This is a genomic window from Streptomyces afghaniensis, assembly GCF_044327915.1.
Taxonomy (GTDB): Bacteria; Actinomycetota; Actinomycetes; order Streptomycetales; family Streptomycetaceae; genus Streptomyces; species Streptomyces afghaniensis.
The window spans coordinates 434,525-455,551 of record NZ_JBIRGJ010000006.1 but is presented as its reverse complement, the minus strand read 5'-3'; the positions used below and the strand labels follow the sequence as shown (position 1 = coordinate 455,551).

The following is a 21,027-nucleotide window of genomic DNA, read 5'->3' as shown; positions in this document are numbered from 1 at the left end:
TTTCAGGCATCCCGGGACAACCGGTAAGGGTGAGCCTTCAACCACCCCCGGGCGCCGCACGGAAAGGAAGCTCATGACCAGGACCTCCGCTCCTGTGGACGCGCCCGCGACGGGCGCCTGGGAGGGTCTCGTCACCACGGCACTGCTGGGCACGGACCGGCGCACCCCGCCGGGCACCGGTCCGGGCCCGGAGGCACCGGTGGCCCTGCTGGACGCGGCGGCCGTGGAGACCGTACGACGACGGGCCGGTCTGCGTCCGGCGCGGGCGGCCGAGCGTCCGCAACCGGCACCGGATGACCCGCGCCCGCCGCTGCCCCAGGCGGCCGCCCACAGACTCGCCATACTGCTGGCCGACCGCCCCGGCGCATCCGGTGGCGGCCGCCGAGGCACCACGCCCGACCTGACGGAGTTGCTGCCCCAGTGGCTCGCGGCGGCCAACGCCCGTGGTTTCGCCCCGCCTCCGCAGCTGCTGCCCGCACTGCTGGACGCGGCTCGGGGGCGTACCGACCTGCGGCCGGCGGCGCTGGAGTTCGCGGGGCCGCGGGCCCTGTGGCTGGCCCGGCTGAACCCGGACTGGCGGTTCGCCCTGCGCTCGACTCCGGGCGGTGGAGCGGCCCTGCCGCATCTCGCCGACGACGACGGCATCCGGCAGCTGTGGCAGGAGGGACTGTTCGCCGAACGGGTCGCCCTCCTGTCCGCCCTGCGCTCCCATGACCCGGCCGCGGCGCGCGAACTGCTCGCGACGACCTGGGCGACGGAACGGGCCGAGGACCGGTTGATGTTCCTCGACTCCCTGCGCACGCGCCTGGGCCCGGACGACGAGCCGTTCCTGGAACAGGCCCTGGCCGACCGCAGCCGCAACGTCCGGGCGACGGCGGCGGAGCTGCTGTCGGCGCTGCCCGGTTCGGCGCTCGCGGCACGGATGGCGGTCAGGGCGGAGGCGTGCGTCGCCATCGACCACATGCAGCCCGTCATGGCCACGCCGACGATCACCGTCGAAGCGCCTCACGAGTGCGACCCGGGCATGGAGCGCGACGGCGTCGTGGCGAAGGCGCCGGCCGGCCGGGGTGAACGTTCGTGGTGGTTCGGCCAATTGGTGGAGGCGGCTCCGCTCGGGACCTGGTCACGGCGGCTGGGCGGGCGGACACCCCGGGAGATCGTGGCACTGCCGGTCACCGACGACTGGCAGGGCGAACTGCACGCTGCGTGGTGCCGGGCCGCCGTCCGCCAGCGGGACGCCGAGTGGTCGCGCGCGCTGCTCGGAGAGCCCTCGGCACCGGAGGCGGGCGGCCCGGGCGCGGTGTCCCTGGCCGAACGCGCCAAGCTGCTCGGCACGCTGGACGCGGCCGAGCGGGCCGAGTGGGTGGCCGGCTTCATCGCGACGCACGGCCTGTCCGAGGCGTTTCAGCTGCTCGGGGTGTGCGCGGTGCCGTGGGCGCCGCCGCTCGGCCGGGCCGTGGTGGACGCGCTCAACATCGCGCGGGACGCGGGGAGTTATCCATGGAGTTTCAGCGGAGTCATGGGCCTGGCGGAGCGCTGCCTGGACCCGTCCGAGGCCGCCCGCCTCGACGGTCTGCTGGCCGTACCGGACGAGCCGGAGAACGCGTCTCCCGGCGCCGGCGGCTACTGGGCGGAGGCCTTCCAGCGCCTGGTCACGACGTTGCGCCTGCGCGCGGCGATGGCGGAGGAGCTGAACACTTCCTGACCCCGGCCCGCGTCACGGAGCCCGGTAGCCACCCACCGAGGCCGACCCTGGCAGACCAGAACGACTCGCTGACACTCCGGGGCACCGGCCCGCACCCCGGCACCGCCGCCGGAGGCCTACGCCCCGGCCGGCTGGCGTGCGTTCGCCCGGACCCAGTCCACGATCGACGCCGTCGTCGCGCCCGGCGTGAAGATCTCCGCGACGCCCTTCTCCTTCAGCAGGGGAATGTCCGCCTCGGGGATGATCCCGCCGCCGAAGACCAGGATGTCCTCCGCGTCCCGCTCCTTGAGCAGGTCGATCACCGCCGCGAAGAGCGTGTTGTGCGCGCCGGAGAGGACGGACAGCCCGATCGCGTCGGCGTCCTCCTGGAGCGCCGTGTCGACGATCTGCTCGGGAGTCTGGTGGAGCCCGGTGTAGATGACCTCCATACCGGCGTCGCGCAGGGCCCGCGCGATGACCTTGGCTCCGCGATCGTGGCCGTCGAGGCCCGGCTTGGCCACCACCACGCGGATCGGACCGGCTGCCACACCCATCACTGCCTCCATGAAGCGACTACATCCATCCGTATCGACAAGTACCGCACATATCGCGCTTGCCGTACACGCCGCACCGCACGGACACCCTGCCCCGATTCGTCCGGGCAAGTGAACGAACGTTATCTCCAGGATCCCGCGACCGGCAGTTTCGCGGTGTGGACCGAGGGGGAAATCACACGATGGGACAAGCGCAAGGGGAGCCGCGACGAGGTCGCCGTACCACCGCCCCACCCACCACGCACGGCGGCGGTACGGCACTTCGGGGAAGGAACGCGGGACACGCAGGGCACGCACAGCACGCAGGGCAGACACGGCGCAACAGCGGGGAACCTCGTCGCAGCACCGACAGGGGACCTCGTCGCACCACCGGCGTCACACGCGCCACAAGCCGCGCTCCGACCCCGCGGCTCACGCCGCTCACGCAGTCATCAGCCGTCTTCGCCGCTGCTTTCCACGAGGGCATACGGGGGGCGGCTGGCCTCCCGCATGCCGACAGGAGGTCGGCCATGAAGGTCACCGGGGCTGCTCTGCCCTTTCTTCCGTTCTGCCAGCGTCTGCTGCCGAGCCGGCTGGCGGGACTCTCCCTGGCACTCCTGAAGGCCACCGCCCTGGAGATCGCGATCCTGGCCGGGCATCTCCTCCTCTATCCCTCCGGCATCACGCAGGAGCGGCGGACCCCCACCCCGGCCCTGCCCACGGCCGGAGCCGCCCAACTGCCCACGGAGGCCAAGCCTCCCGTCGTCCTGCTGCACGGCTTCATCGACAACCGCTCGGTCTTCGTCCTGCTGCGCCGCAGCCTCGCCCAGCACGGCAGGCAGCAGATCGAGTCCCTCAACTACTCGCCGCTGACCTGCGACATACGCGCCGCGGCCGAGCTGCTCGGCCGCCACATAGAGGAGGTCTGCGAGCGCACCGGAGCCCAGCAGGTCGACGTCGTAGGTCACAGCCTCGGCGGCCTGATCGCGCGTTACTACGTGCAGCGGCTCGGCGGCGACACGCGCGTGCGGACCCTCGTGACACTCGGCACGCCGCACTCGGGCACCCGGGTGGTGCCCCTGGCCAACGCGCACCCCATCGTGCGCCAGATGCGCCCCGGCTCACCGGTGCTCGAGGAGCTCACTCGGCCGGCCCCGGGCTGCCGTACGCACTTCGTCAGCTTCTGGAGCGACCTGGACCACGTGATGGACCCGTTGGAGACGGCCTGCATCGACCATCCGGATCTGACGGTGCAGAACGTGCGGGTGACCGGCATCGGTCACCTCGCCCTGCCGGTGCACCCCGCCGTCGCCAACGGGATACGGCAGGTTCTCGACACGGCCCGCCCGGGTGAACCGTCCGCCGGCCGGACCGATGGTCTGACGGTGGCCTGAGACTCGTCATACAGCCGGCACACAGCGTCGAAGCACCGACCGACCTCGAACAAACTTCGAACACAGGGCCAAGCCCGTGCCCGCAGTCCGCCAAAACACGGCCGAATGCCCGTTTCCTGCGCGCGCGAAACCTGCCGAAGATTGTCGTGCCCGCGTACCGCCGGGTACAGTCGCCGCACTGCTCTGGCAGCCCCTGTTGTCGAGGCGAAAGAGAAGTTGGTGAACGACCGTCACCCGTCGGGGACCATGACCCCGGCTCCGGCTTCCGACGCCGACTCGGCGCACTACGCGTCGTACGGCACCCAGGAAGCCCAGTACGGCGACTTCACCACGTACGGCGACTACGCCGCCACCGGATTTGACGCCACCGGTACGGACGGCACCGGTTTCGAGGCCACCGGCCACACCACCGCGACGTTCGCCACCGACCCCCTCTTCGGCGACATGCCGGGCAGCGGTCACGACACGGGCACGTACGACACCGGCCACTGGCCCACCGGCACGCAGGACAACCCGCACTACGACGCGTACGCGGCCCAGCACCACGCCGCCTACGACACCGGCGTCTACGACACGACGACCTGGACGGCCGCGCAGCAGCCGCTCTCGGTCATCCCGTCGCAGGCCACCTCCCCGGACAGCACCGGGCAGTGGGACGCCGGTGCCTGGCTCCAGCCCGACCAGTCCGGCAATCCGGCCGACCAGACCCAGCAGTGGGAATGGGGCACGCAGGCCTTCGACACCGGTGCCTACGACGCCACGCAGTGGAACACCGACGGCGCCGGCGCCCCGGCCCCCGACGCGTACGAGCAGCACGGCGAAACCTTCGAGCAGCACGAGACCGCGACGTTCGAGCAGGTCACCTACGACGAAGCCGACGGGGCCACCTACCACGACCCCGCCACCGACGGCGGCGAGCCGGCCACCGGCGAACTGCCCACCGTCGCCCCGCTGCTGGACGGCCAGGAAGAGGTGAGCCCGCGCGCCGGCTCACGGGCGGCCTCGCGCGCCGGGTCCCGTTCCCGCCGCCGTACGCCGCCCAAGCGCTCGGCGCTGCTGACCATCGCGGTGCCCTCGGCGTGTGTCATGGGCGTCGCGGGCATCGCCGCCGCTTCCGTCGGCACCTTCACCGACGACGGCGCCGCGGAGGCGCAGACGACCGCGGCGGACGTGCAGCCGGTGAAACCGGCCACCGCCAACAACAAGCTGGACACGCAGCTCCAGAGCCTCGCCGCCGGCGCGGACGACTTCGCCGACCGGGCCAGCCGTACGCAGGAGCGCATCGACCTCAAGGCCCAGCAGGCGGCCGAGCGCAAGCGCGCGGCGGAGGAGGCGGCCCGCAAGGAACGGCTGCGCCCCAAGTTCGCCCTGCCGGTCGCCCGGCACGGACTCAGCGCCTACTACGGCCAGTCCGGCATCAACTGGATGTCCCTGCACACCGGCATCGACTTCCCCGTCTCGTACGGCACGACCGTGATGGCCGCGACCGACGGCACGGTCCGCACGCAGTGGAACAGCGCGTACGGCAACATGATGATCGTGACCGCGAAGGACGGCACGGAGACGTGGTACTGCCACCTCTCCACCTACACGGTCCCCTCCGGTACGACCGTGAAGGCGGGCGATCCGATCGCACGCTCCGGCAACTCCGGCAACTCGACCGGCCCTCATCTGCACTTCGAGGTGCGCCCGGCCGGCGGCTCGGCGATCGACCCGCTCCCGTGGCTGCGCAGCCACGGCATCGACCCGACGTAACGTCCCCCAGCCCGCAGCCCCCGCCCGTCGGGCGGGGGCTGATCCGGTCCGACTACAGCTTCTCCACCGGCGCGTACCGCAGCAGCAGGCGCTTCGGCTTGGTGTCCCCGAAGTCGATGGTCGCCTCCGCGTTCCCGCCCGTACCCTTCACCGCCACGACGGTCCCGAGCCCGAACTGGTCGTGCGTGACCCGGTCCCCGACCGCCAGGGACACGACCGGCTTCTCGGAGGTCCGGCGCGTGGCGAAACCGGACGCGCCCGACGCGGACGAACGCGAGCGGGACGACGACAGAGAGGCCGCCACCCCGGAGACCGGGCCGGAGGACGCGGGCGCGGTGGCTCCCGTCCGCTTCCATTCCACGTAGGCCGGCGGGATCTCCTCCAGGAAGCGGGAGGGCGGGTTGTACGACGGCTGGCCCCAGGCGCTGCGCAGCGTGGACCGCGTCAGATACAGCCGTTCCCGCGCGCGCGTGATCCCGACGTACGCCAGGCGCCGCTCCTCCTCCAGCTCCTTGGTCTGGCCGAGGGCGCGCATGTGCGGGAAGACGCCGTCCTCCATGCCGGTGAGGAAGACGACCGGGAACTCCAGGCCCTTGGCGGTGTGCAGGGTCATCAGCGTGATGACGCCGTCGCCGTCCTCCTCGTCGGGGATCTGGTCGGAGTCGGCGACCAGCGCGACCTGTTCGAGGAAGTCGGACAGTGTCCCCTGCTCGTCCTCGCCGCGTTCCTGCTCGAACTCCATGGCGACGGCGGCGAGTTCCTGGAGGTTCTCGATCCGGGTCTCGTCCTGCGGGTCGGTGGAGGCCTGCAACTCGGCGAGGTACCCGGTGCGTTCCAGGACGGCCTCCAGCACGGTGGCCGGTCCGGCGCCGGACTCGACGATCGTCCGGAGGTCCTCCATCAGCGTGTTGAACCGCTTGACGGCGTTGGTGGAGCGCGCGGCCATGCCGTACGCCTCGTCCACACGCTTCAGCGCCTGCGGGAAGCTGATCTTCTCCCGCTGGGCGAGGGCGTCGATCATCGCCTCGGCGCGGTCGCCGATGCCCCGCTTGGGGACGTTGAGGATCCGGCGCAGCGGCACCGAGTCCTCCGGGTTGGCCAGCACGCGCAGGTAGGCCAGGACGTCCCGGACCTCCTTGCGCTCGTAGAAGCGGACCCCGCCGACGACCTTGTAGGGCAGGCCGACGCGGATGAAGATCTCTTCGAAGACACGGGACTGGGCGTTGGTGCGGTAGAACACCGCGACGTCGCCGGCCTTCGCCTCGCCGGCGTCCGTGAGGCGGTCTATCTCGTCGGCGACGAACTGCGCCTCGTCGTGCTCGGTGTCGGCGACGTACCCGGTGATCGTGGCGCCCGCGCCCGCGTTGGTCCACAGGTTCTTGGGGCGGCGGGACTCGTTGCGCTCGATGACCGCGTTGGCCGCGCTGAGGATCGTCTGGGTGGAGCGGTAGTTCTGCTCCAGCAGGATCGTCGTCGCGTCCGGGTAGTCCTCCTCGAACTGGAGGATGTTGCGGATCGTCGCGCCGCGGAAGGCGTAGATCGACTGGTCTGCGTCACCCACGACGCACAGCTCGGCGGGCGGGACCTCGGCCTCGGGCGGTACGTCGACGGGGTGCTCGGAGGTGCCGACGAGCTCCCGCACGAGGGCGTACTGGGCGTGGTTGGTGTCCTGGTACTCGTCCACCAGCACGTGGCGGAAGCGGCGGCGGTAGTGCTCGGCGACGTCCGGGAAGGCGCGCAGCAGGTTGACCGTCGTCATGATCAGGTCGTCGAAGTCGAGGGCGTTCGCCTCGCGCAGCCGCGACTGGTACATCGCGTAGGCCTGGGCGAGGGTCTTCTCGAAGCCGTCCGTGGCCTGGGCGGCGAAGTCCTCCTCGTCGATCAGCTCGTTCTTCAGGTTGCTGATCTTGGCGCTGAAGGACTTCGGCGGGAAGCGCTTGGGGTCGAGGTCGAGGTCGCGGCAGACCAGGGCCATCAGGCGCTTGGAGTCGGCGGCGTCGTAGATCGAGAAGGAGGACGTGAAGCCGAGCTTCTTGCTCTCGCGCCGCAGGATGCGCACGCACGCGCTGTGGAAGGTCATCACCCACATCGCGTTCGCCCGTGGGCCGACGAGCTGCTCGACGCGCTCCTTCATCTCGCCCGCGGCCTTGTTGGTGAAGGTGATCGCGAGGATCTGGCCCGGGTGCACGCCCCGCTCGGCGAGCAGGTGGGCGATGCGGTGCGTGAGCACGCGGGTCTTGCCGGAGCCGGCGCCGGCCACGATGAGCAGCGGGGAGCCGGAGTGCACGACGGCGGCGCGCTGGTTGTCGTTCAGCCCCTCCAGGAGGGCGGCGGTGTCCACCACCGGGCGCGGGGCGCCGTCGCGGTAATAGGCGTCCCGGTCCGGGGGCACGTCGAACTTCCCGCCGAACAGATCGTCCGGAACCGGCTCCGGTACGTGATCGTCCTCGGGTGGCGGCGGGGGCTCGTCCGCGGGGCCCCGCTGGGCCTGGAGGTCCGCCAGGAAGCTGTCGTCAAAGAGGCTGCTCATCGCTCTCCGAGTCTAGGGCGCCCCACTGACAGCCCGCCGCCGCCCTGAGAACATCGCCGAAACGACCCCTTCGTCACCCTGCATCCCCGCATGATCACAGTCCGCTACAGACGTCACGATTATGGACGACTCGTGACCAACCCCCCTTGACCGGTCACTCTCGGCGACGCTCCGGGATAAGGTCACGAAAATGTATCGGGCATATCACCCATCAACCTTCACAAGGGCCACACCAGTTGGCTACCGTGCGGGCAGGCCGCACGACCCCCACCGGCGAACGTCGCCGGGCCGCGCGGCCTCCGCCGAGTCCGGTGTGCCGCAGCGGCAGCCGGAGCCGGGGACCCAACCGAGAAACTCTGGGGTGAATCGGCCCGACTCCCTCCACGGAGACGGCCGTAGGGCAACCCTTCCGATGTACCCGCCCGAACCCGACAGCTAACCCGGTAGGCGGAGCATGGAAGGAGTCGCCTCCCTTGGCGTCGCACCGCAAGTCGCGTCCCGCTGGTACGCGCGTCGCAGGCATACGGACCCCCGCCCTCGCAACGGCGGCCCTCACGTCCGTGGCCCTGCTGTCCCAGTCGGCCAACGCCGCCCCCGAGGCCGACGGCAAGCCGAGTCTCGAGGAAGTCGAGAAGAAGGTCGACGACCTGTACCGCCAGGCCGAGTCGGCGACCGACAAGTACAACTCGGCCAAGGAAAAGACCACCAAGCAGCGAAAGCGCGTCGACACCCTTCTCGACGACGTCGCCAAGCGCACCCAGAAGCTCAACGAGGCACGGGAGGAACTCGGTTCCTTCGCCGCCGCCCAGTACCGCACCGGCGCCTCCGCCCCGGACACGGCGACGTTCCTGCTCGCGGACACCCCGCAGGACTACTTCGACCAGACCCAGCTGATGGACCGGATGACCGGCCGTCAGAAGGTCGCGGTCGACGACTACGTCACCCAGCAGTCCGAGACGATGAAGAAGCGCCAGGAGGCCACCGAGAGCCTCGAGACGCTGACCGAGACGCAGGGCGACCTGAAGACGGCCAAGGCGACCGTCCAGCAAAAGCTCGCCGACGCCCGCGAGCTGCTGTCGAAGCTGACCGCCGAGGAGAAGGCGCGGCTCGCGGCGATCGAGAGGGAGAAGCAGCAGGAGGCCGCCCGCAAGGCCGCCGAGCTGGCCCGGCAGCAGGCCGCGCAGCAGAAGGCGCAGGAGGAGGCCGCCCAGCAGCAGGACAGCGGCTCCTCGTCGGCCGGCTCCGGCTCGTCCTCCTCGACAGCCCCGGCCGACTCCTCCTACGCCACCAAGGCCGAGAAGGCGCTCGCCTTCGCCCGTGCCCAGATCGGCAAGCCGTACGTCTGGGGCGCCGTCGGCCCCGGTTCCTACGACTGCTCCGGCCTCACCCAGGCCGCCTGGAAGGCCGCGGGCGTCACCCTGCCGCGCACGACCTACGACCAGGTCAACGCCGGCACCACGGTCCCGCTGGCCGACGCCCAGCCCGGTGACCTGGTCTTCTTCTACGACGACGTCACCCACGTCGGCATCTACATCGGCAACGGCATGATGATCCACGCCCCGAAGCCCGGCACCTACGTGCGCGAGGAGTCGATCTACTACGACGGCGAGTCGGCGATCCACAGCGTGGTGCGGCCCGCCTGAGGGCCGTAGGTCACGGCATGCGGATCACTGAGGGCACGCGCGCGTGAGGGCGCTCGCGCGTTTTTGAGGCGCCCGCGCGTGCCCCGCTCACATCGCGCGCGGCGCCTCCTAGCATCGGCCCCATGCCCGGCCCCTCCCCCTCCACCGACTGGTGGGCGCAGCGCGCGCCGTCCGCCAGTGCCGCCGTACTGACGACCGGCACCCTGTCGGTCGGTCTGGATCTGGCGGGGTACGGCGTCCTCTCCCGTATCGCCCTCGGCGTGGCCTGCGCGGCCTGGCTGATGCTCGCCGCGGACTTCACCCTGCGGCTGCTGCCGGCCGGCACGAGGTGGCGGTCGTACGCGGGGGTGCCGGGCCTTGTGGACACCGTGGCGGCGGCCGCCCTCACCACCGTGGCGGCGACGGCCGTCCTGGGCACCGGCTTCTCGGCGGCCGGCTCGCAGGCTCTGGCCGCGGCCCTGCTGGTGCTGGCCGTACTGCTCTGGCCCGTGCCGCTGGCCCTCCCCGCGCAGGACGGGGAGCGGCGCAGGCCCGGGACCGTGTTCACGCGCTGCATGGCCACACAGGGGCTCGCCGTGCTCGGCGCCACGCTCGCCGCTGCCGAGTCGGCCGCCTGGCTGGCCCACGCGGCGCTGGTGCTGTTCTGGCTGGGGCTCGTGCTGTACGTCCTCGCCCTGGCCCGTTTCGACGTGCGGCAGGTGGCGGAGGGGCGCGGCGACCACTGGCTCGTGGCCGGGGCGCTCGCGCTCTCGGCGCTGGCCGGGGCACGGCTGATCAGCTCCGACAGCGCGCAGCTGTACCTGTGGAACGTCGACGACCGCGGCACCCTGAGCCATGTGACGGTCGCGCTGCTCGTGCTCACACTGGTCTGCTGCGCCGTCCTGCTCGCCGCCGAGTTCCTTCGGCCCCGGCCCCGCACCGACATCCGCCGCTGGGCGACCGTGTTCACCTGGGCCATGACGGCGACGGCCGCACTGGCCGTCGCCGCCGCCCTCGACGTCTCCTGGCTCGACGGCCTGGGGGAGGTACTGCTGTGGGTCTCGGTGGCCGCGTGGCTCGTGGTCACCGCCTGGACGGTCGCCTCGGCCCGGGCCTGCGCCGTGCCCGGCCGGGTCAGGTCCAGAGCACGGCGATGAAGACGTTCGCCGTGGTCAGCGCCCCGACGAGGCCGAACAGGCCCTTGTCCACCTGCTCGTCGTCCCGCTTCACGTAGACCAGGCCGAGGATCACGATCAGCAGGGCCAGCTTCACGCCGATCTTGATGTTGTTCACGGACTGGTCGTCGGCCTGGTTGAGGCCGACCAGGATCACACCGGTGACCAGCATCGTCAGCGCGCCGTGCAGCATCGCGGGGGTGTAGCGGGCGGTGCCCTCGCCCATCGCCTTCATCTGGGTGAGGAAACCGCCGAGGAGGGATGCGATGCCGATGATGTGGAGGCCGACGAAGAGGTGGATGAGTACGTCCATGAGGCCGGAGCCTAATCAGGGGCTCCACAGCCGCCCGACACCGGCCCGTCGGGTGCATATATGCGCCCCATAGCACCCGCCCGCCGCCTCGAACCCATGATTCGGCGCATCGGTCATCACGCTGAGTCAAGTCGACGGCGGCGGGACGAGGGCACGGTCGCATACGGTCACCGCCGGTCCTCTCGGGACACTTCCGCGCAGCCGCCACCGGGCCGCCGCGGCGACGTTTAGCGTCCTCCCCCAGGTGTCCGGCTCCCCACCGCCGCCCGGGCCAGGGGCGGCAGTCGGACGCCACCGCCGAGAAGATCCGGCGGCGGTCCGCTTCCCCTGTGCGGGCCGCCGCCGGACGCGCAGGCCGCCCGTCCGCTCCCCCTGGCGGCCGTACGCACCCGTCGGCGGTCGCAGGAAAGGACGTGGCCCCCAGGTGGCAGCGCACCGCAAGCCCCGCCGGCACTCCGCGAGCGGCAACACGGCCCGTACGGCCGCCACGATCGCCCTCGCGGGCGCGGCGACCGCGACGGGTCTCGACGGCACCGGACACGCCGAACCCGAGCTCACCCCCGGGCAGGTCAAGGCCAAGGTGGACGAGCTGTACCAGGAGGCGGAGGTCGCCACCGAGAAGTACAACGGCGCGAAGGAGAAGGCCGAGGCGGCCGGACGGCGGCTGAAGGACCTCCAGGACCAGGCGGCACGCAAGGAGGAACGGCTCAACTCCGCACGCGAGGCACTGGGTTCGGTCGCCGCCGCCCAGTACCGCGCGGGCGGCCTCGACCCCGCGCTCCAGCTCGCCCTGTCCGACGATCCCGACCGGTACCTCGACAACGCCGAGTTCGTCGAGCGGGCCGGCAACCGGCAGCGGGCCGATGTCGCGCGCGTACGCCGGCAGCTCCGGGAGATCGAGCAGCTGCGCGGGGCCGCCCACATCGAGCTGACCTCCCTGAAATCGCGGCAGACGGAGCTGCGACGGCACAAGAAGACGATCACCGGCAAGCTGGGATCCGCGCGTCAGCTGCTGTCCCGGCTCACCGCGCAGGAACGTGCCCGCATCGGCGACACGAGGGGCACGGGCCGCGCCTCACGCTCCTCGACGGGTGCGCGTGACAGCCTGACCGCCCCAGGGTCCGTCCGCGCACAGGCGCCCAACTCCCGCGCGGCCGCCGCCGTGTCCTACGCCTACCGGAAGCTCGGCAGCCCCTATGTCTGGGGCGCGACCGGCCCGAACGCCTTCGACTGCTCGGGCCTCGTCCAGGCCGCGTACCGCTCCGCGGGCGTCTCCCTGCCCCGCACGACGTACTCCCAGATCGACGCGGGCCGCCGCGTCTCCCGCTCCGAACTGCTCCCCGGGGACCTGGTGTTCTTCTACGCCGGTATCAGTCACGTCGGCATCTATGTGGGCGACGGCCGGATGATCCACGCCCCGAGCCCCTCCGCCCCGGTCCGGGTCGCCCCGCTCGACGAGATGCCGTTCACGGGTGCCACCCGGGTGGTCTGACCAGGGCCGCGCCCGGGTCACACCAGCCGGCGGGCCGTCGCCCAGCGCGTCAGCTCGTGCCGGTTGGAGAGCTGGAGCTTGCGCAGGACCGCCGAGACATGCGACTCGACCGTCTTCACGGAGATGAACAGCTGCTTGGCGATCTCCTTGTACGCGTATCCCCGGGCGATGAGCCGCAGCACCTCGCGCTCGCGCTGGGTGAGGCGGTCCAGGTCCTCGTCGACCGGCGGCGCGTCCGTGGAGGCGAAGGCGTCGAGGACGAACCCGGCCAGCCGCGGGGAGAAGACCGCGTCGCCCTCCTGCACACGGAAGATGGAGTCGACGAGGTCCGTACCGGTGATCGTCTTGGTGACGTACCCACGGGCCCCGCCGCGGATCACGCCGATCACGTCCTCGGCGGCGTCCGACACGGACAGCGCGAGGAAACGGACGGGCTGCTCGGCGTCGGCCATCAACGGGGCGCAGCGGCGCAGCACTTCGACACCGCCGCCACCGGGCAGGTGCACGTCGAGGAGGACCACCTCGGGCCGGGTCGCTGTGATGACCGTGACCGCCTGGTCGACGTCCGCGGCCTCGCCGACGACCTCGACTCCGGTCTGCTCGGTCTGCCCGATCTCGGCCTGGACCCCCGTACGGAACATGCGGTGGTCGTCGACGAGGACCACGCGCACACGGCGACCGCCGGTGCCGCCGTCCGACTCCGCGGACCCGGCCGCCTCCGCCGATCCCGCCGTACCGTTCTCCTCGGTCGGGTCGCTCATGACGTCTTCTCCGCCCTCTCCATCTCCAGCTCGACCTCCGTGCCGCCGTCCGGCACCGCGCGCAGTCGCGCCGTACCGCCGTTGCGCTCCATGCGGCCGATGATCGATTCTCTGACACCCATCCGGTCGGCGGGTATCGAGTCGAGGTCGAAGCCGGGGCCGCGGTCCCGGACGGACACGAAGACCGTCTTCCCCTCGACCTCGGCGAAGACCTGTACGGCTCCGCCCTCGCCACCGTACTTGGCGGCGTTCACCATTGCTTCGCGCGCGGCCTGCATCTGCGCGCCGATTCTCTCGTCGAGCGGGCAGTCGCCGACGACCACGACCTCGATGGGCACGCCGTGCTTGTCCTCCACCTCCGCCGCGTTGCGCCGCACGGCGTCGGCGAGGGTCGTGGGTTCGTCGGCCTCGTCCTTGCCCGTGCCCTCCGGCTTGTACAGCCAGGTGCGCAGGTCGCGCTCCTGGGCGCGGGCGAGGCGGCGCACCTCGCTCGCGTTCTCCGCGTTGCGCTGGATCAGGGTGAGGGTGTGCAGCACCGAGTCGTGCACATGCGCGGCGACCTCCGCGCGCTCCTGGGCACGGATGCGCATCAGGCGCTCCTCGGAGAGGTCCTGGGTCATGCGCACCAGATACGGCCCGGCGAGAAGCGTTATCCCGACGAGGACCGCGAGCGCCGCCTGCAGGACGGAGCCGAGGTGGGCGGCGGAGCCCTGCATGACGAAGATGCCGGAGACACCGGCCGTCACCAGCAGCACACCGCCCACGGAGCGCAGCAGCGTGACCGTACGCCGACGGCGGCCGACCTCGGCCCAGCGGGCCCTGCGGGCGTTGTCGGCCTGCCGCCAGACCAGGGCGACGCCCGCGCCGACGAGCACCATGGGCCAGAGGTACGCCCTGGCCCCGCCGCTGAGGTTCACATTGCCCACGAACACCATGGCCACGACGACCATGAGGAGCAGGGCCACGATCTGGCCCTTGTCGGGTCTGCGGGCGACGAGTCTGCGGCGGCCGTCGGGCGCGGTCTCCGATGCGACCGGCGACGGCGGCTTCTGCGCCTCGACGCCGCCGACGCCGAGCGGGACGAAGAACCAGAACGCGGCGTACAACAGCGCGCCGAGACCGTCGGCCATGAACAGGCCGATGAAGACGAGCCGGACCCAGATCACGGGCAGCCCGAGGTGCCCGGCGAGCCCTCGCGCCACACCACCGAGCCAGCGTCCGTCACTGCTGCGGTAGAGCTTGCGCGGCGGCCGCGGTTCGGCGAGTGGCGCTGCTGCGGCTTCCGACATGCCATTGATGGTCACACGGCCGGAAGTCCGGAGCATCAGGGTCGGCCCCTAAGACTCCCCTGATCTCCGAGCCCAGGCCTTCGAACGCTTCCCGAGCCGTCCCTCAGGGCCGATATCAGGGTCCGGCCAGGGTCATTCCGGCTGCCGCGGGGCCGCCGCGCCCGTCACCATGGACCCATGACCGATCACGAGCACGCCGCGACGGGTCCGGGACCCGGCTCCGGCCCGCGCCCCGCCCCGGGCGCCGGGCCGCAGGATGCCGCGCCCGCCGCGGCCGGCCCCGTGGGGGAGGCCGCCCCGCCCGGACCACCGCACAGGTTCCGGCGCGACCGCCGCCACAAGGCCCTGGCCGGCGTCTGCGCCGGGCTCGGGCGGCAGTGCGACATGGACCCGGTGATCTTCCGGATCACCCTCGCGGTGCTGTCCGCCACCGGCGGCATCGGCCTCCTCTTCTACGGCTTCGCCTGGCTCGTCGTCCCGTACGACGACGAGGACGAGAACGAGGTGCGCAAGCTGCTGACCGGCCGTGTCGACGGCCAGGCCCTGACAGCGGTGCTGTTCGCGCTGGTCGGCTGCGGTGTGTTCCTGACGTTGCTGAACAACGGCGGGGTGCTGACCTTCGCCGTCGTCCTCTCCCTCCTCCTCGCGGGCGCCGGTTACTGGTCGCGCCAGCGCGGTGCGCCCAGCCCCGACCCGCTGGCCGCCCAGGCCGCCGCCGACGCCCCGCCCGAACCCCAGGCGCCGCCGGTGGGTATCACCTACCCGTCCTGGTGGCGCGATCCCATCGTCAAGGACGGCACCCACATCGGTGGCACGGGCTACCTCTGGGGCCCGCGCGACACCCGCGACCTGGACGTCGCCGCGGCCATCAACATCAGCCTCGGCACCCAGGCCGGCGACCGCGAGGACATACCCGTCCCGCGCACGCGGCCGCCCGAGCGGCGCGGCCCCCGCCGGATCGGCGGCTGGGTCTTCCTGCTGGCCCTGCTCGCGGGCGCGCTGGGCACGAGCCTGACGTGGGACCAGCACCCGCTCGGTACGAGTCTGCAGACCGGCCTGTCCTGTGCGCTCGCCGTTCTGGGCCTGGGCATAGCGGTCAGCGCCTTCCTGGGGCGGACCGGCGCCGGCTCGATCCTCCTGGCGATCATCACGGCCGGTCTGCTCGCCGGCTCGGCGGCACTGCCCAAGGACATCGGCACGCAGTGGGAACGCACGACCTGGCAGCCCACGACGGTGGCGGGCGTACACCGGCAGTACGACCTGGGCACGGGCGTCGGCACCCTGGACCTGACCAAGGTGGCCGTGGACCGGGACCAGACCGTCACGACCCGCGCCGAAGTCGGCGTGGGCCGGGTGAAGGTGCTCGTGCCCGAGGACGTGACCGTGCGGCTGAGCGTCGACGTGGGGATCGGAGACCTCCAGCTGCCGGGCGACGACGAGAAGGACGTGGACGTGAAACCGGGCCGGCACAAGGAGATAACCCTCTCCCCCGCCCAGGGCGTCGAGAAGTCGGGCACCATCGACCTGGATCTCCAGGTCGGCATGGGACAGGCGGAGGTGGCCCGTGCTGCGTCATGAACTCCAGCCCGGGAAGCTGGTCGCCGGCACCGTCCTCGCCCTGGCGGGCGTCCTCTACGCCGGTGACGCGGGCGGCGCCTGGGAGACGCCGTGGTTCGTGGCGATACCCCTCGTCACGGGCGGGCTCTTCCTGGCCGGCGCGGTGGCGTTCGTGACGGGCCGGATACGCCGGCGCCGGGCGGCGGGCCGTACCACCGACGAGCCCGGCCCGGACATGGCCGCCTGACGCAGGCCACGCCCACCGCGCAGCCCCCGGGCGCTACCGGTAACCCCCTGTCCGCTGCCGTCGCCGCGACCGCAAGGCGGCGTCCACGGAGAACAGGGGAGCGCCGGCGAGCACGAGGGGGATCCAGGCCATGAGGTAGGCGAGGTCGTTGCCGTAGTAGTACGGGTCGGAGGCCCAGCTCACGGTCAGCCACAGGCTGAGGGAGATCAGCGCGCCGCCGAGTGCGGCCAGACGGGCGAGGAGGCCGAGCAGGGTGCCGATGCCGACGGCCAGTTCTCCGAAGGCGATGGCATATCCGAAGCCGACAGGGCTCTTCAGAGAGAGGTCCACCAGGGCGGGGATGGCGGAGGAGTCCCGGACGGCACGCATCATGTCACCGATCGAGCCGGAACCGGCGTCCTTCATGAAGGCACTGTCGGTGAGTTTGTCCAGGCCGGCGTAGATGAAGGTGACGCCGAGGAAGACCCGTAGGGGAAGGAGGGCGTAGCGGACGGCGGTGTCCCGCCAGTCTCCTCCGTCGCCGAAGTGGGGGGTGTGCGTGTCCGTTCTCATACCGTGAGTCATCGCTGCTAGCCGCCTCTCGCCCGCCGGTGCCGAGACCCCCTCAACGACCATACGTACGACAAACCGACCCGGCTCAATCCTGTGCGGCGGCTTTTGTTACTGGGGCCGTCATTCCGTCACGTCGACCGCATACCGGTTCGTCTCCACGCCCGCCGCCGTGACCACCTGCACCTCCACCCGCCCCGGCTCGACATCCGCCGGTACCGGCACGGTCAGCAGCGTGTTCGTCGGGTTGTCGAAACCCCCGGGCACCGGCACCAACGGCACGTGCACATGTACGGCACCGACGCGGACGACCATCCGGGCCAGCCGGTCCGGCCCCTGCGCACCCGGCGGCACGAACCCGGAGCCCCGGATCTCGATGTCGTCGCCCGTGCGGATCGGCCCGTCCAGGTCACCCGCCTCCCGTGACCGCACGACGGAGAGGATGACCGGCCGGCCGCCCTCCGCGTACTTGCCGGCCAGGTACGTCGCCGCCGACACCAGGACCACCACCGCCAGCCCCCACGGCAGATCCGGCAACTGGTCCGGCCGCCTGGCCAGCCGTACCGCGGCGAAGACCAGGGCGACGGCGCTGATCACCACGTACTGGATGTCGGCGAAGGTGCCCCGGCCCGCGTCGTCGGTCAGCAGGTCGGCGGCTCGCGGCCGGTCGGCGGGTACCTTCTGGAGCCGTTGCCCCAGCACCCGAAGACCGACCACTCGCCGCACGAGCACGGCGATCCCGCACACCACGGCAAGCACGGTCACCACCCCCGCCCCGCGAGCGAGTTCCAGCCCGGAGAGCAGCGCGTCCCGGTCCGTGTGCCGGGAGGCGCCCGCCAGCCGCCCGGCCAGCACGAGCACCGAGTAGGCCACGAACAGCACCCACGCCCCGGCGACCGTACGGGAGGTGGACAGCCGGTTGTCCTCACCGATGAAGGGCGCCAGCGCACCGCCCTTCGCCCGGTGGAACCATGACGCCGCCGTCAGCGCCCCGGCGACCACCAGCGCGGCGGCCAGCCCGGCCGTGCGCGCCGAAGTCCAGCCGGCGCCGACCGCGGTGAGGGACTGGCCGAGCAGCAACAGTACGACGGCCGCCCACACGACACCCGCCGTGCGGCGCCACAGGCCGGCCAACCAGGCCTGGCCCTCGGCCCGGCCGCGCTCGGCGACGAGTTCAGCGGACTGCGCCAGTTCCTCCGAGACCCACTGCCGGGAAGCCGAGGCGGAGTGGGCCACCGCGGCGGGCAGCCCGTGCCCGGCCGCGAACTCGTCGCGCCTGCGCAGAAACGCGGCGACGGCCCTCCGGTGCCCCTCACGCGCCCCGTGCGGGCAGTCCCCGCAGGCGCACCCCCCTCCATGCCCAGCGTCGTGCACACCACCGTGGCCGCCGCCGTCCATACCTCCCGGCACACTCCCCCGCACGCCGTCGCGCCCGCCCGCGTACCCACCGGCATACACACCCGCGGCTCCACCCGTGTACCGCCCCGCATAAGCACCCGCGTCCGCACCGCCCTGTCCCGCCTCGCGCACCGTCACGCCCGACGCCCGCCTTCCCGCGACCCAACCACCGTCGGTCTTCCGGACCCCGGAAACACCGCTGTACAACTCCCGTGCGACGACAGCGGATTATCCCGTCACCACCGGGTCCGCGTCCGCCCCGTCTGGTCAACACGGGTGAAGTTCGGCGTGCCGTGTTGACCCGGCTGCGAGAATTCCCTTATGGCCGAGATCATCCAGCGTGACGGGACCTGGGCCTTCGACGGCAGTACGGTCCGGATCACGCCCGGTCTGCACCGCTCCGTGCCGCTGTTCCGGCAGACGTACGGTGAGGTCTCCGTGCCGCTGGAGGCGGTCTCGGGTGTCGTCCTCGAACCGGAACGCAAGCGCGGACGGCTCCGGTTGCGGCTGCGGGAGGGCGCCGACCCGCTGCTCCAGGCGACCGGGGGGCGGCTGCCGGACGCGGCGAATCCGTACCGGCTGGCGGTGGAGGTCGACCGGACGGGGGTCGCCGAGTACGTCGCCGAGGAGATCCGCCGCGCGCTGCTTCTCGACCAGGTCCCGAAGGAACCGGCGAAGGCCTACCTGCTGCCCGGTCCGCCGGTTCCGGTGTCGGTGCGCTCGTCCGACGGGACGGTCTCCTTCGACGGGACCCGGGTACGCATCGACTGGGCCGACACCTCCGAGCGGGTCAAACGCGCCACCGGCCCGCGCATCATCGACCTGGGCGACCTGGTGCGGGTCGAGTGGCTGCCGAACTCGGGCCACGATGACGGCTTTCTGCGTTTCGTGACCCGCGAGACGGTGTTCTCGAAACTGCCGCCGGAGAAGGATCCGTACGCCCTGGACCTGTGGGGCAGCGTCCGCCGCGACCTGCTGACCGCGCTGGTCGCGACGGCGGTCACCGCCCGGCTGCCGCACCCGTCCACCCGCGCCGCGGCCGGGAACCAGGAGGCCGGCGCGCACGGCCCCCGCCGGGCCCCCGCCGTACCGCCCGCGGCCGACCACCACGACGTACTGCTGCGCCGCCTGCGCGAGTTGGGCGAGCTGCACCGGGACGGTGTGCTCACCGACGAGGAGTTCGCCAGGACGAAGGCCGTGGTGCTCCGCGGCTTCTGACGGCGGCCGCTCAGCTCAGCAGATCCGGCTCGCTCCGGCTGACCTCCTGCCACATCGGCTGGTAATTGATCCACGCCACCAGGTCGCCGCCCAGCTGTTCCCGTGTCGCGACCGCCATCCGGTGGTCGATGCGGACCGGCCGCCCGGCGGCCTGCGCCGTCAGCTGCACCTGACAGGACCGTTCCATCGACACGAACCACCAGGCGGCGGCGTCCACCGAGTCGCCGACGGTCAGCAGGCCGTGGTTCCGCAGCACGAGCGCCTTGCGGGAGCCGAGCGCGGCCGCGATGCGCCGCCCCTCCTCGGCGTCGACGGCGACGCCGGTGTAGGCGTCGTAGAGGGCGTGGTCCTCGTAGAAGGCGCAGCTCTCCTGGGTGATCGGCTCCAGCAGCTCGCCGAGGGCGGCGAGCGCCCGGCCGTGCACCGAGTGGCAGTGGGCGACGGCGACCACGTCGGGGCGGGCGGCGTGGACCTGGGCGTGCACGGTGAAGGCGGCCTGGTTGACGTGGTAGCCGCCGTCGACGACCTGGCCGTCCTGGTTGGCGAGCACCAGGTCGCTCACGGTGACGTGCCGGAAGGGCATCCCGAACGGGTTGACCCAGAAGCAGTCGGTGTACTCGGGGTCGCGGGCGGTGATGTGCCCGGACACGCCGTCCTCGTAGCCGAGCCGCCCGAAGATCCGCAGGGCGCCCGCGAGCCGTTCCTTGCGGTGCCGGCGCTCGTCCTCGACCGACTCGTGCATGGGCGGCATCGCGAACCGCAGCCGGTCGGTGGGCAGCGGCAGGGGCGGGGTGGGCCCGTGCATAGGTCCTCCAGCGCTGGTTCAACGTACGGGGCGGAAGCTACCGCCGGTCGGGCCGGAAAGAACAGAACCGTTTGGTGAAGATGAGACGAGCGCCCCGGCGAACGCTCCGTCAGCGCCCACGAGTACCCGTGCGCGCCGACGAGCACCCGTGCGCACCCCGTTCGCCCCCGGTCTCTCCCACCCCACGAATAGCCGACAGAAGATGTCGGTTTTCGGCGCCAGACTCTCCGTATGACAGCGAACTGGGCGGCTTTCGCCACCGCCGAACCGGATCTGGCCGACACCGTCGAGAAGCGCTTCGGCGCCTACACCCACCACGTCCTCGCCACCCTCCGGAAGGACGGCTCGCCCCGCACCAGCGGCCTGGAGGTGCGGTTCCTGAACGGCGAGCTGTGGCTCGGCATGATGCCGGACTCGCTCAAGGCGCTCGACCTGCGCCGCGACCCGCGCTTCGCGCTCCAGGCGAACCCCGGGGAGGGCACGGGCATGGGCGGCGGCGACGTGCGGATCAGCGGGCGGGCCATCGAGGTCGACGACGTGGAGACGAAGGCGCGGTACGTCGAAGAGGTGGAACCGCCGGAGCCGTTCCACCTCTTCAGCACCGAGCTCACGGAGGTCGTGCGGACCTACGTCGAGGACGACAAATACCTCGTCGTCCAGATCTGGACGCCCGGTGAGCCCCTGCGCACGATCAAGCGCACGTAG

At 71.9% G+C, this 21,027-nt stretch carries 18 protein-coding genes and 1 riboswitch; of the genes, 10 read left to right on the top strand and 8 right to left on the bottom strand.

Going from position 1 to position 21,027, the window contains the following annotated elements; translation table 11 throughout:
• Positions 1-73 precede the first annotated feature (73 nt).
• The gene (locus tag ACH4G3_RS24555; protein ID WP_397626510.1) at positions 74-1,705 is read left to right on the top strand and encodes a DUF5691 domain-containing protein; all 1,632 of its coding nucleotides are present in this window, start codon (positions 74-76) and stop codon (positions 1,703-1,705) included.
• A gap of 116 nt (positions 1,706-1,821) precedes the next feature.
• Here ACH4G3_RS24555 and ACH4G3_RS24550 read toward each other — a convergent pair whose 3' ends face one another.
• Entirely contained in the window at positions 1,822-2,238 is a 417-nt protein-coding gene (locus ACH4G3_RS24550; RefSeq protein ID WP_397626509.1) for a coenzyme B12-dependent isobutyryl CoA mutase small subunit, read from the bottom strand.
• Between the two features lie 509 nt (positions 2,239-2,747).
• Between ACH4G3_RS24550 and ACH4G3_RS24545 the strand changes: the two genes are divergently transcribed.
• Both ACH4G3_RS24545 and ACH4G3_RS24540 read left to right on the top strand, forming a co-directional pair.
• Entirely contained in the window at positions 2,748-3,611 is an 864-nt protein-coding gene (locus tag ACH4G3_RS24545) for an esterase/lipase family protein (protein WP_397626508.1), read from the top strand.
• A 219-nt stretch (positions 3,612-3,830) separates the two neighbouring features.
• Positions 3,831-5,366 carry a M23 family metallopeptidase gene (locus ACH4G3_RS24540; protein WP_397626507.1) on the top strand — a complete coding sequence of 512 codons (1,536 nt, stop codon included), beginning with the start codon at positions 3,831-3,833 and terminating at the stop codon, positions 5,364-5,366.
• 52 nt (positions 5,367-5,418) lie between these two features.
• Here the strand turns inward: ACH4G3_RS24540 and pcrA are convergent, their stop codons facing one another.
• A complete protein-coding gene (gene pcrA, locus ACH4G3_RS24535) occupies positions 5,419-7,896 on the bottom strand; it encodes a DNA helicase PcrA (protein ID WP_397626506.1) in 2,478 nt (825 codons plus the stop codon).
• Positions 7,897-8,186: 290 nt separating this feature from the next.
• A riboswitch (cyclic di-AMP (ydaO/yuaA leader) is annotated at positions 8,187-8,361 on the top strand.
• An 8-nt stretch (positions 8,362-8,369) separates the two neighbouring features.
• On the opposite strand from pcrA, the gene ACH4G3_RS24530 reads away from it, so the two are divergent.
• Together ACH4G3_RS24530 and ACH4G3_RS24525 are read left to right on the top strand one after the other, a co-directional pair.
• The gene (locus ACH4G3_RS24530) at positions 8,370-9,539 is read left to right on the top strand and encodes a C40 family peptidase (RefSeq protein WP_397626505.1); all 1,170 of its coding nucleotides are present in this window, start codon (positions 8,370-8,372) and stop codon (positions 9,537-9,539) included.
• Between the two features lie 122 nt (positions 9,540-9,661).
• Entirely contained in the window at positions 9,662-10,675 is a 1,014-nt protein-coding gene (locus ACH4G3_RS24525; protein WP_397626504.1) for an SLAC1 family transporter, read from the top strand.
• On the opposite strand, the gene ACH4G3_RS24520 is transcribed toward ACH4G3_RS24525, so the two are convergent.
• Positions 10,653-11,006, bottom strand: a complete 354-nt coding sequence (locus ACH4G3_RS24520) for a hypothetical protein (RefSeq protein WP_397626503.1) — start codon at positions 11,004-11,006, stop codon at positions 10,653-10,655. The genes ACH4G3_RS24525 and ACH4G3_RS24520 overlap by 23 nt on opposite strands.
• Before the next feature lie 424 nt (positions 11,007-11,430).
• On the opposite strand from ACH4G3_RS24520, the gene ACH4G3_RS24515 reads away from it, so the two are divergent.
• Complete coding sequence (locus tag ACH4G3_RS24515; protein WP_397626502.1) at positions 11,431-12,498, top strand: C40 family peptidase; 1,068 nt, start codon at positions 11,431-11,433, stop codon at positions 12,496-12,498.
• A 17-nt stretch (positions 12,499-12,515) separates the two neighbouring features.
• Here the strand turns inward: ACH4G3_RS24515 and ACH4G3_RS24510 are convergent, their stop codons facing one another.
• Positions 12,516-13,259 (bottom strand): LuxR C-terminal-related transcriptional regulator, encoded by a 744-nt coding sequence (locus ACH4G3_RS24510; RefSeq protein WP_397626501.1) that lies wholly within the window; start codon positions 13,257-13,259, stop codon positions 12,516-12,518.
• On the bottom strand, positions 13,256-14,548 hold the full coding sequence (locus tag ACH4G3_RS24505; RefSeq protein WP_397626500.1) for an ATP-binding protein: 1,293 nt from the start codon (positions 14,546-14,548) through the stop codon (positions 13,256-13,258). Before ACH4G3_RS24505 ends, ACH4G3_RS24510 begins: the two co-directional genes overlap by 4 nt.
• Before the next feature lie 177 nt (positions 14,549-14,725).
• Here ACH4G3_RS24505 and ACH4G3_RS24500 point away from each other — a divergent pair, with 177 nt between their 5' ends.
• Both ACH4G3_RS24500 and ACH4G3_RS24495 read left to right on the top strand, forming a co-directional pair.
• Entirely contained in the window at positions 14,726-16,126 is a 1,401-nt protein-coding gene (locus ACH4G3_RS24500) for a PspC domain-containing protein (RefSeq protein ID WP_397626499.1), read from the top strand.
• Positions 16,113-16,352, top strand: coding sequence for a hypothetical protein (locus ACH4G3_RS24495; protein WP_397626498.1), 240 nt, complete (start codon positions 16,113-16,115; stop codon positions 16,350-16,352). Before ACH4G3_RS24500 ends, ACH4G3_RS24495 begins: the two co-directional genes overlap by 14 nt.
• Before the next feature lie 33 nt (positions 16,353-16,385).
• Here the strand turns inward: ACH4G3_RS24495 and ACH4G3_RS24490 are convergent, their stop codons facing one another.
• On the bottom strand, positions 16,386-16,916 hold the full coding sequence (locus tag ACH4G3_RS24490; protein WP_397626497.1) for a DoxX family membrane protein: 531 nt from the start codon (positions 16,914-16,916) through the stop codon (positions 16,386-16,388).
• Between the two features lie 108 nt (positions 16,917-17,024).
• Positions 17,025-18,299: a hypothetical protein gene (locus ACH4G3_RS24485; RefSeq protein ID WP_397626719.1), complete on the bottom strand. Its 1,275-nt coding sequence runs from the start codon at positions 18,297-18,299 to the stop codon at positions 17,025-17,027.
• Between the two features lie 321 nt (positions 18,300-18,620).
• Here ACH4G3_RS24485 and ACH4G3_RS24480 point away from each other — a divergent pair, with 321 nt between their 5' ends.
• Positions 18,621-19,517: a DUF4429 domain-containing protein gene (locus ACH4G3_RS24480; protein ID WP_397626496.1), complete on the top strand. Its 897-nt coding sequence runs from the start codon at positions 18,621-18,623 to the stop codon at positions 19,515-19,517.
• A 10-nt stretch (positions 19,518-19,527) separates the two neighbouring features.
• On the opposite strand, the gene ACH4G3_RS24475 is transcribed toward ACH4G3_RS24480, so the two are convergent.
• Complete coding sequence (locus ACH4G3_RS24475; protein WP_397626495.1) at positions 19,528-20,322, bottom strand: class II aldolase/adducin family protein; 795 nt, start codon at positions 20,320-20,322, stop codon at positions 19,528-19,530.
• A gap of 231 nt (positions 20,323-20,553) precedes the next feature.
• On the opposite strand from ACH4G3_RS24475, the gene ACH4G3_RS24470 reads away from it, so the two are divergent.
• Positions 20,554-21,027, top strand: a complete 474-nt coding sequence (locus ACH4G3_RS24470) for a pyridoxamine 5'-phosphate oxidase family protein (protein ID WP_397626494.1) — start codon at positions 20,554-20,556, stop codon at positions 21,025-21,027.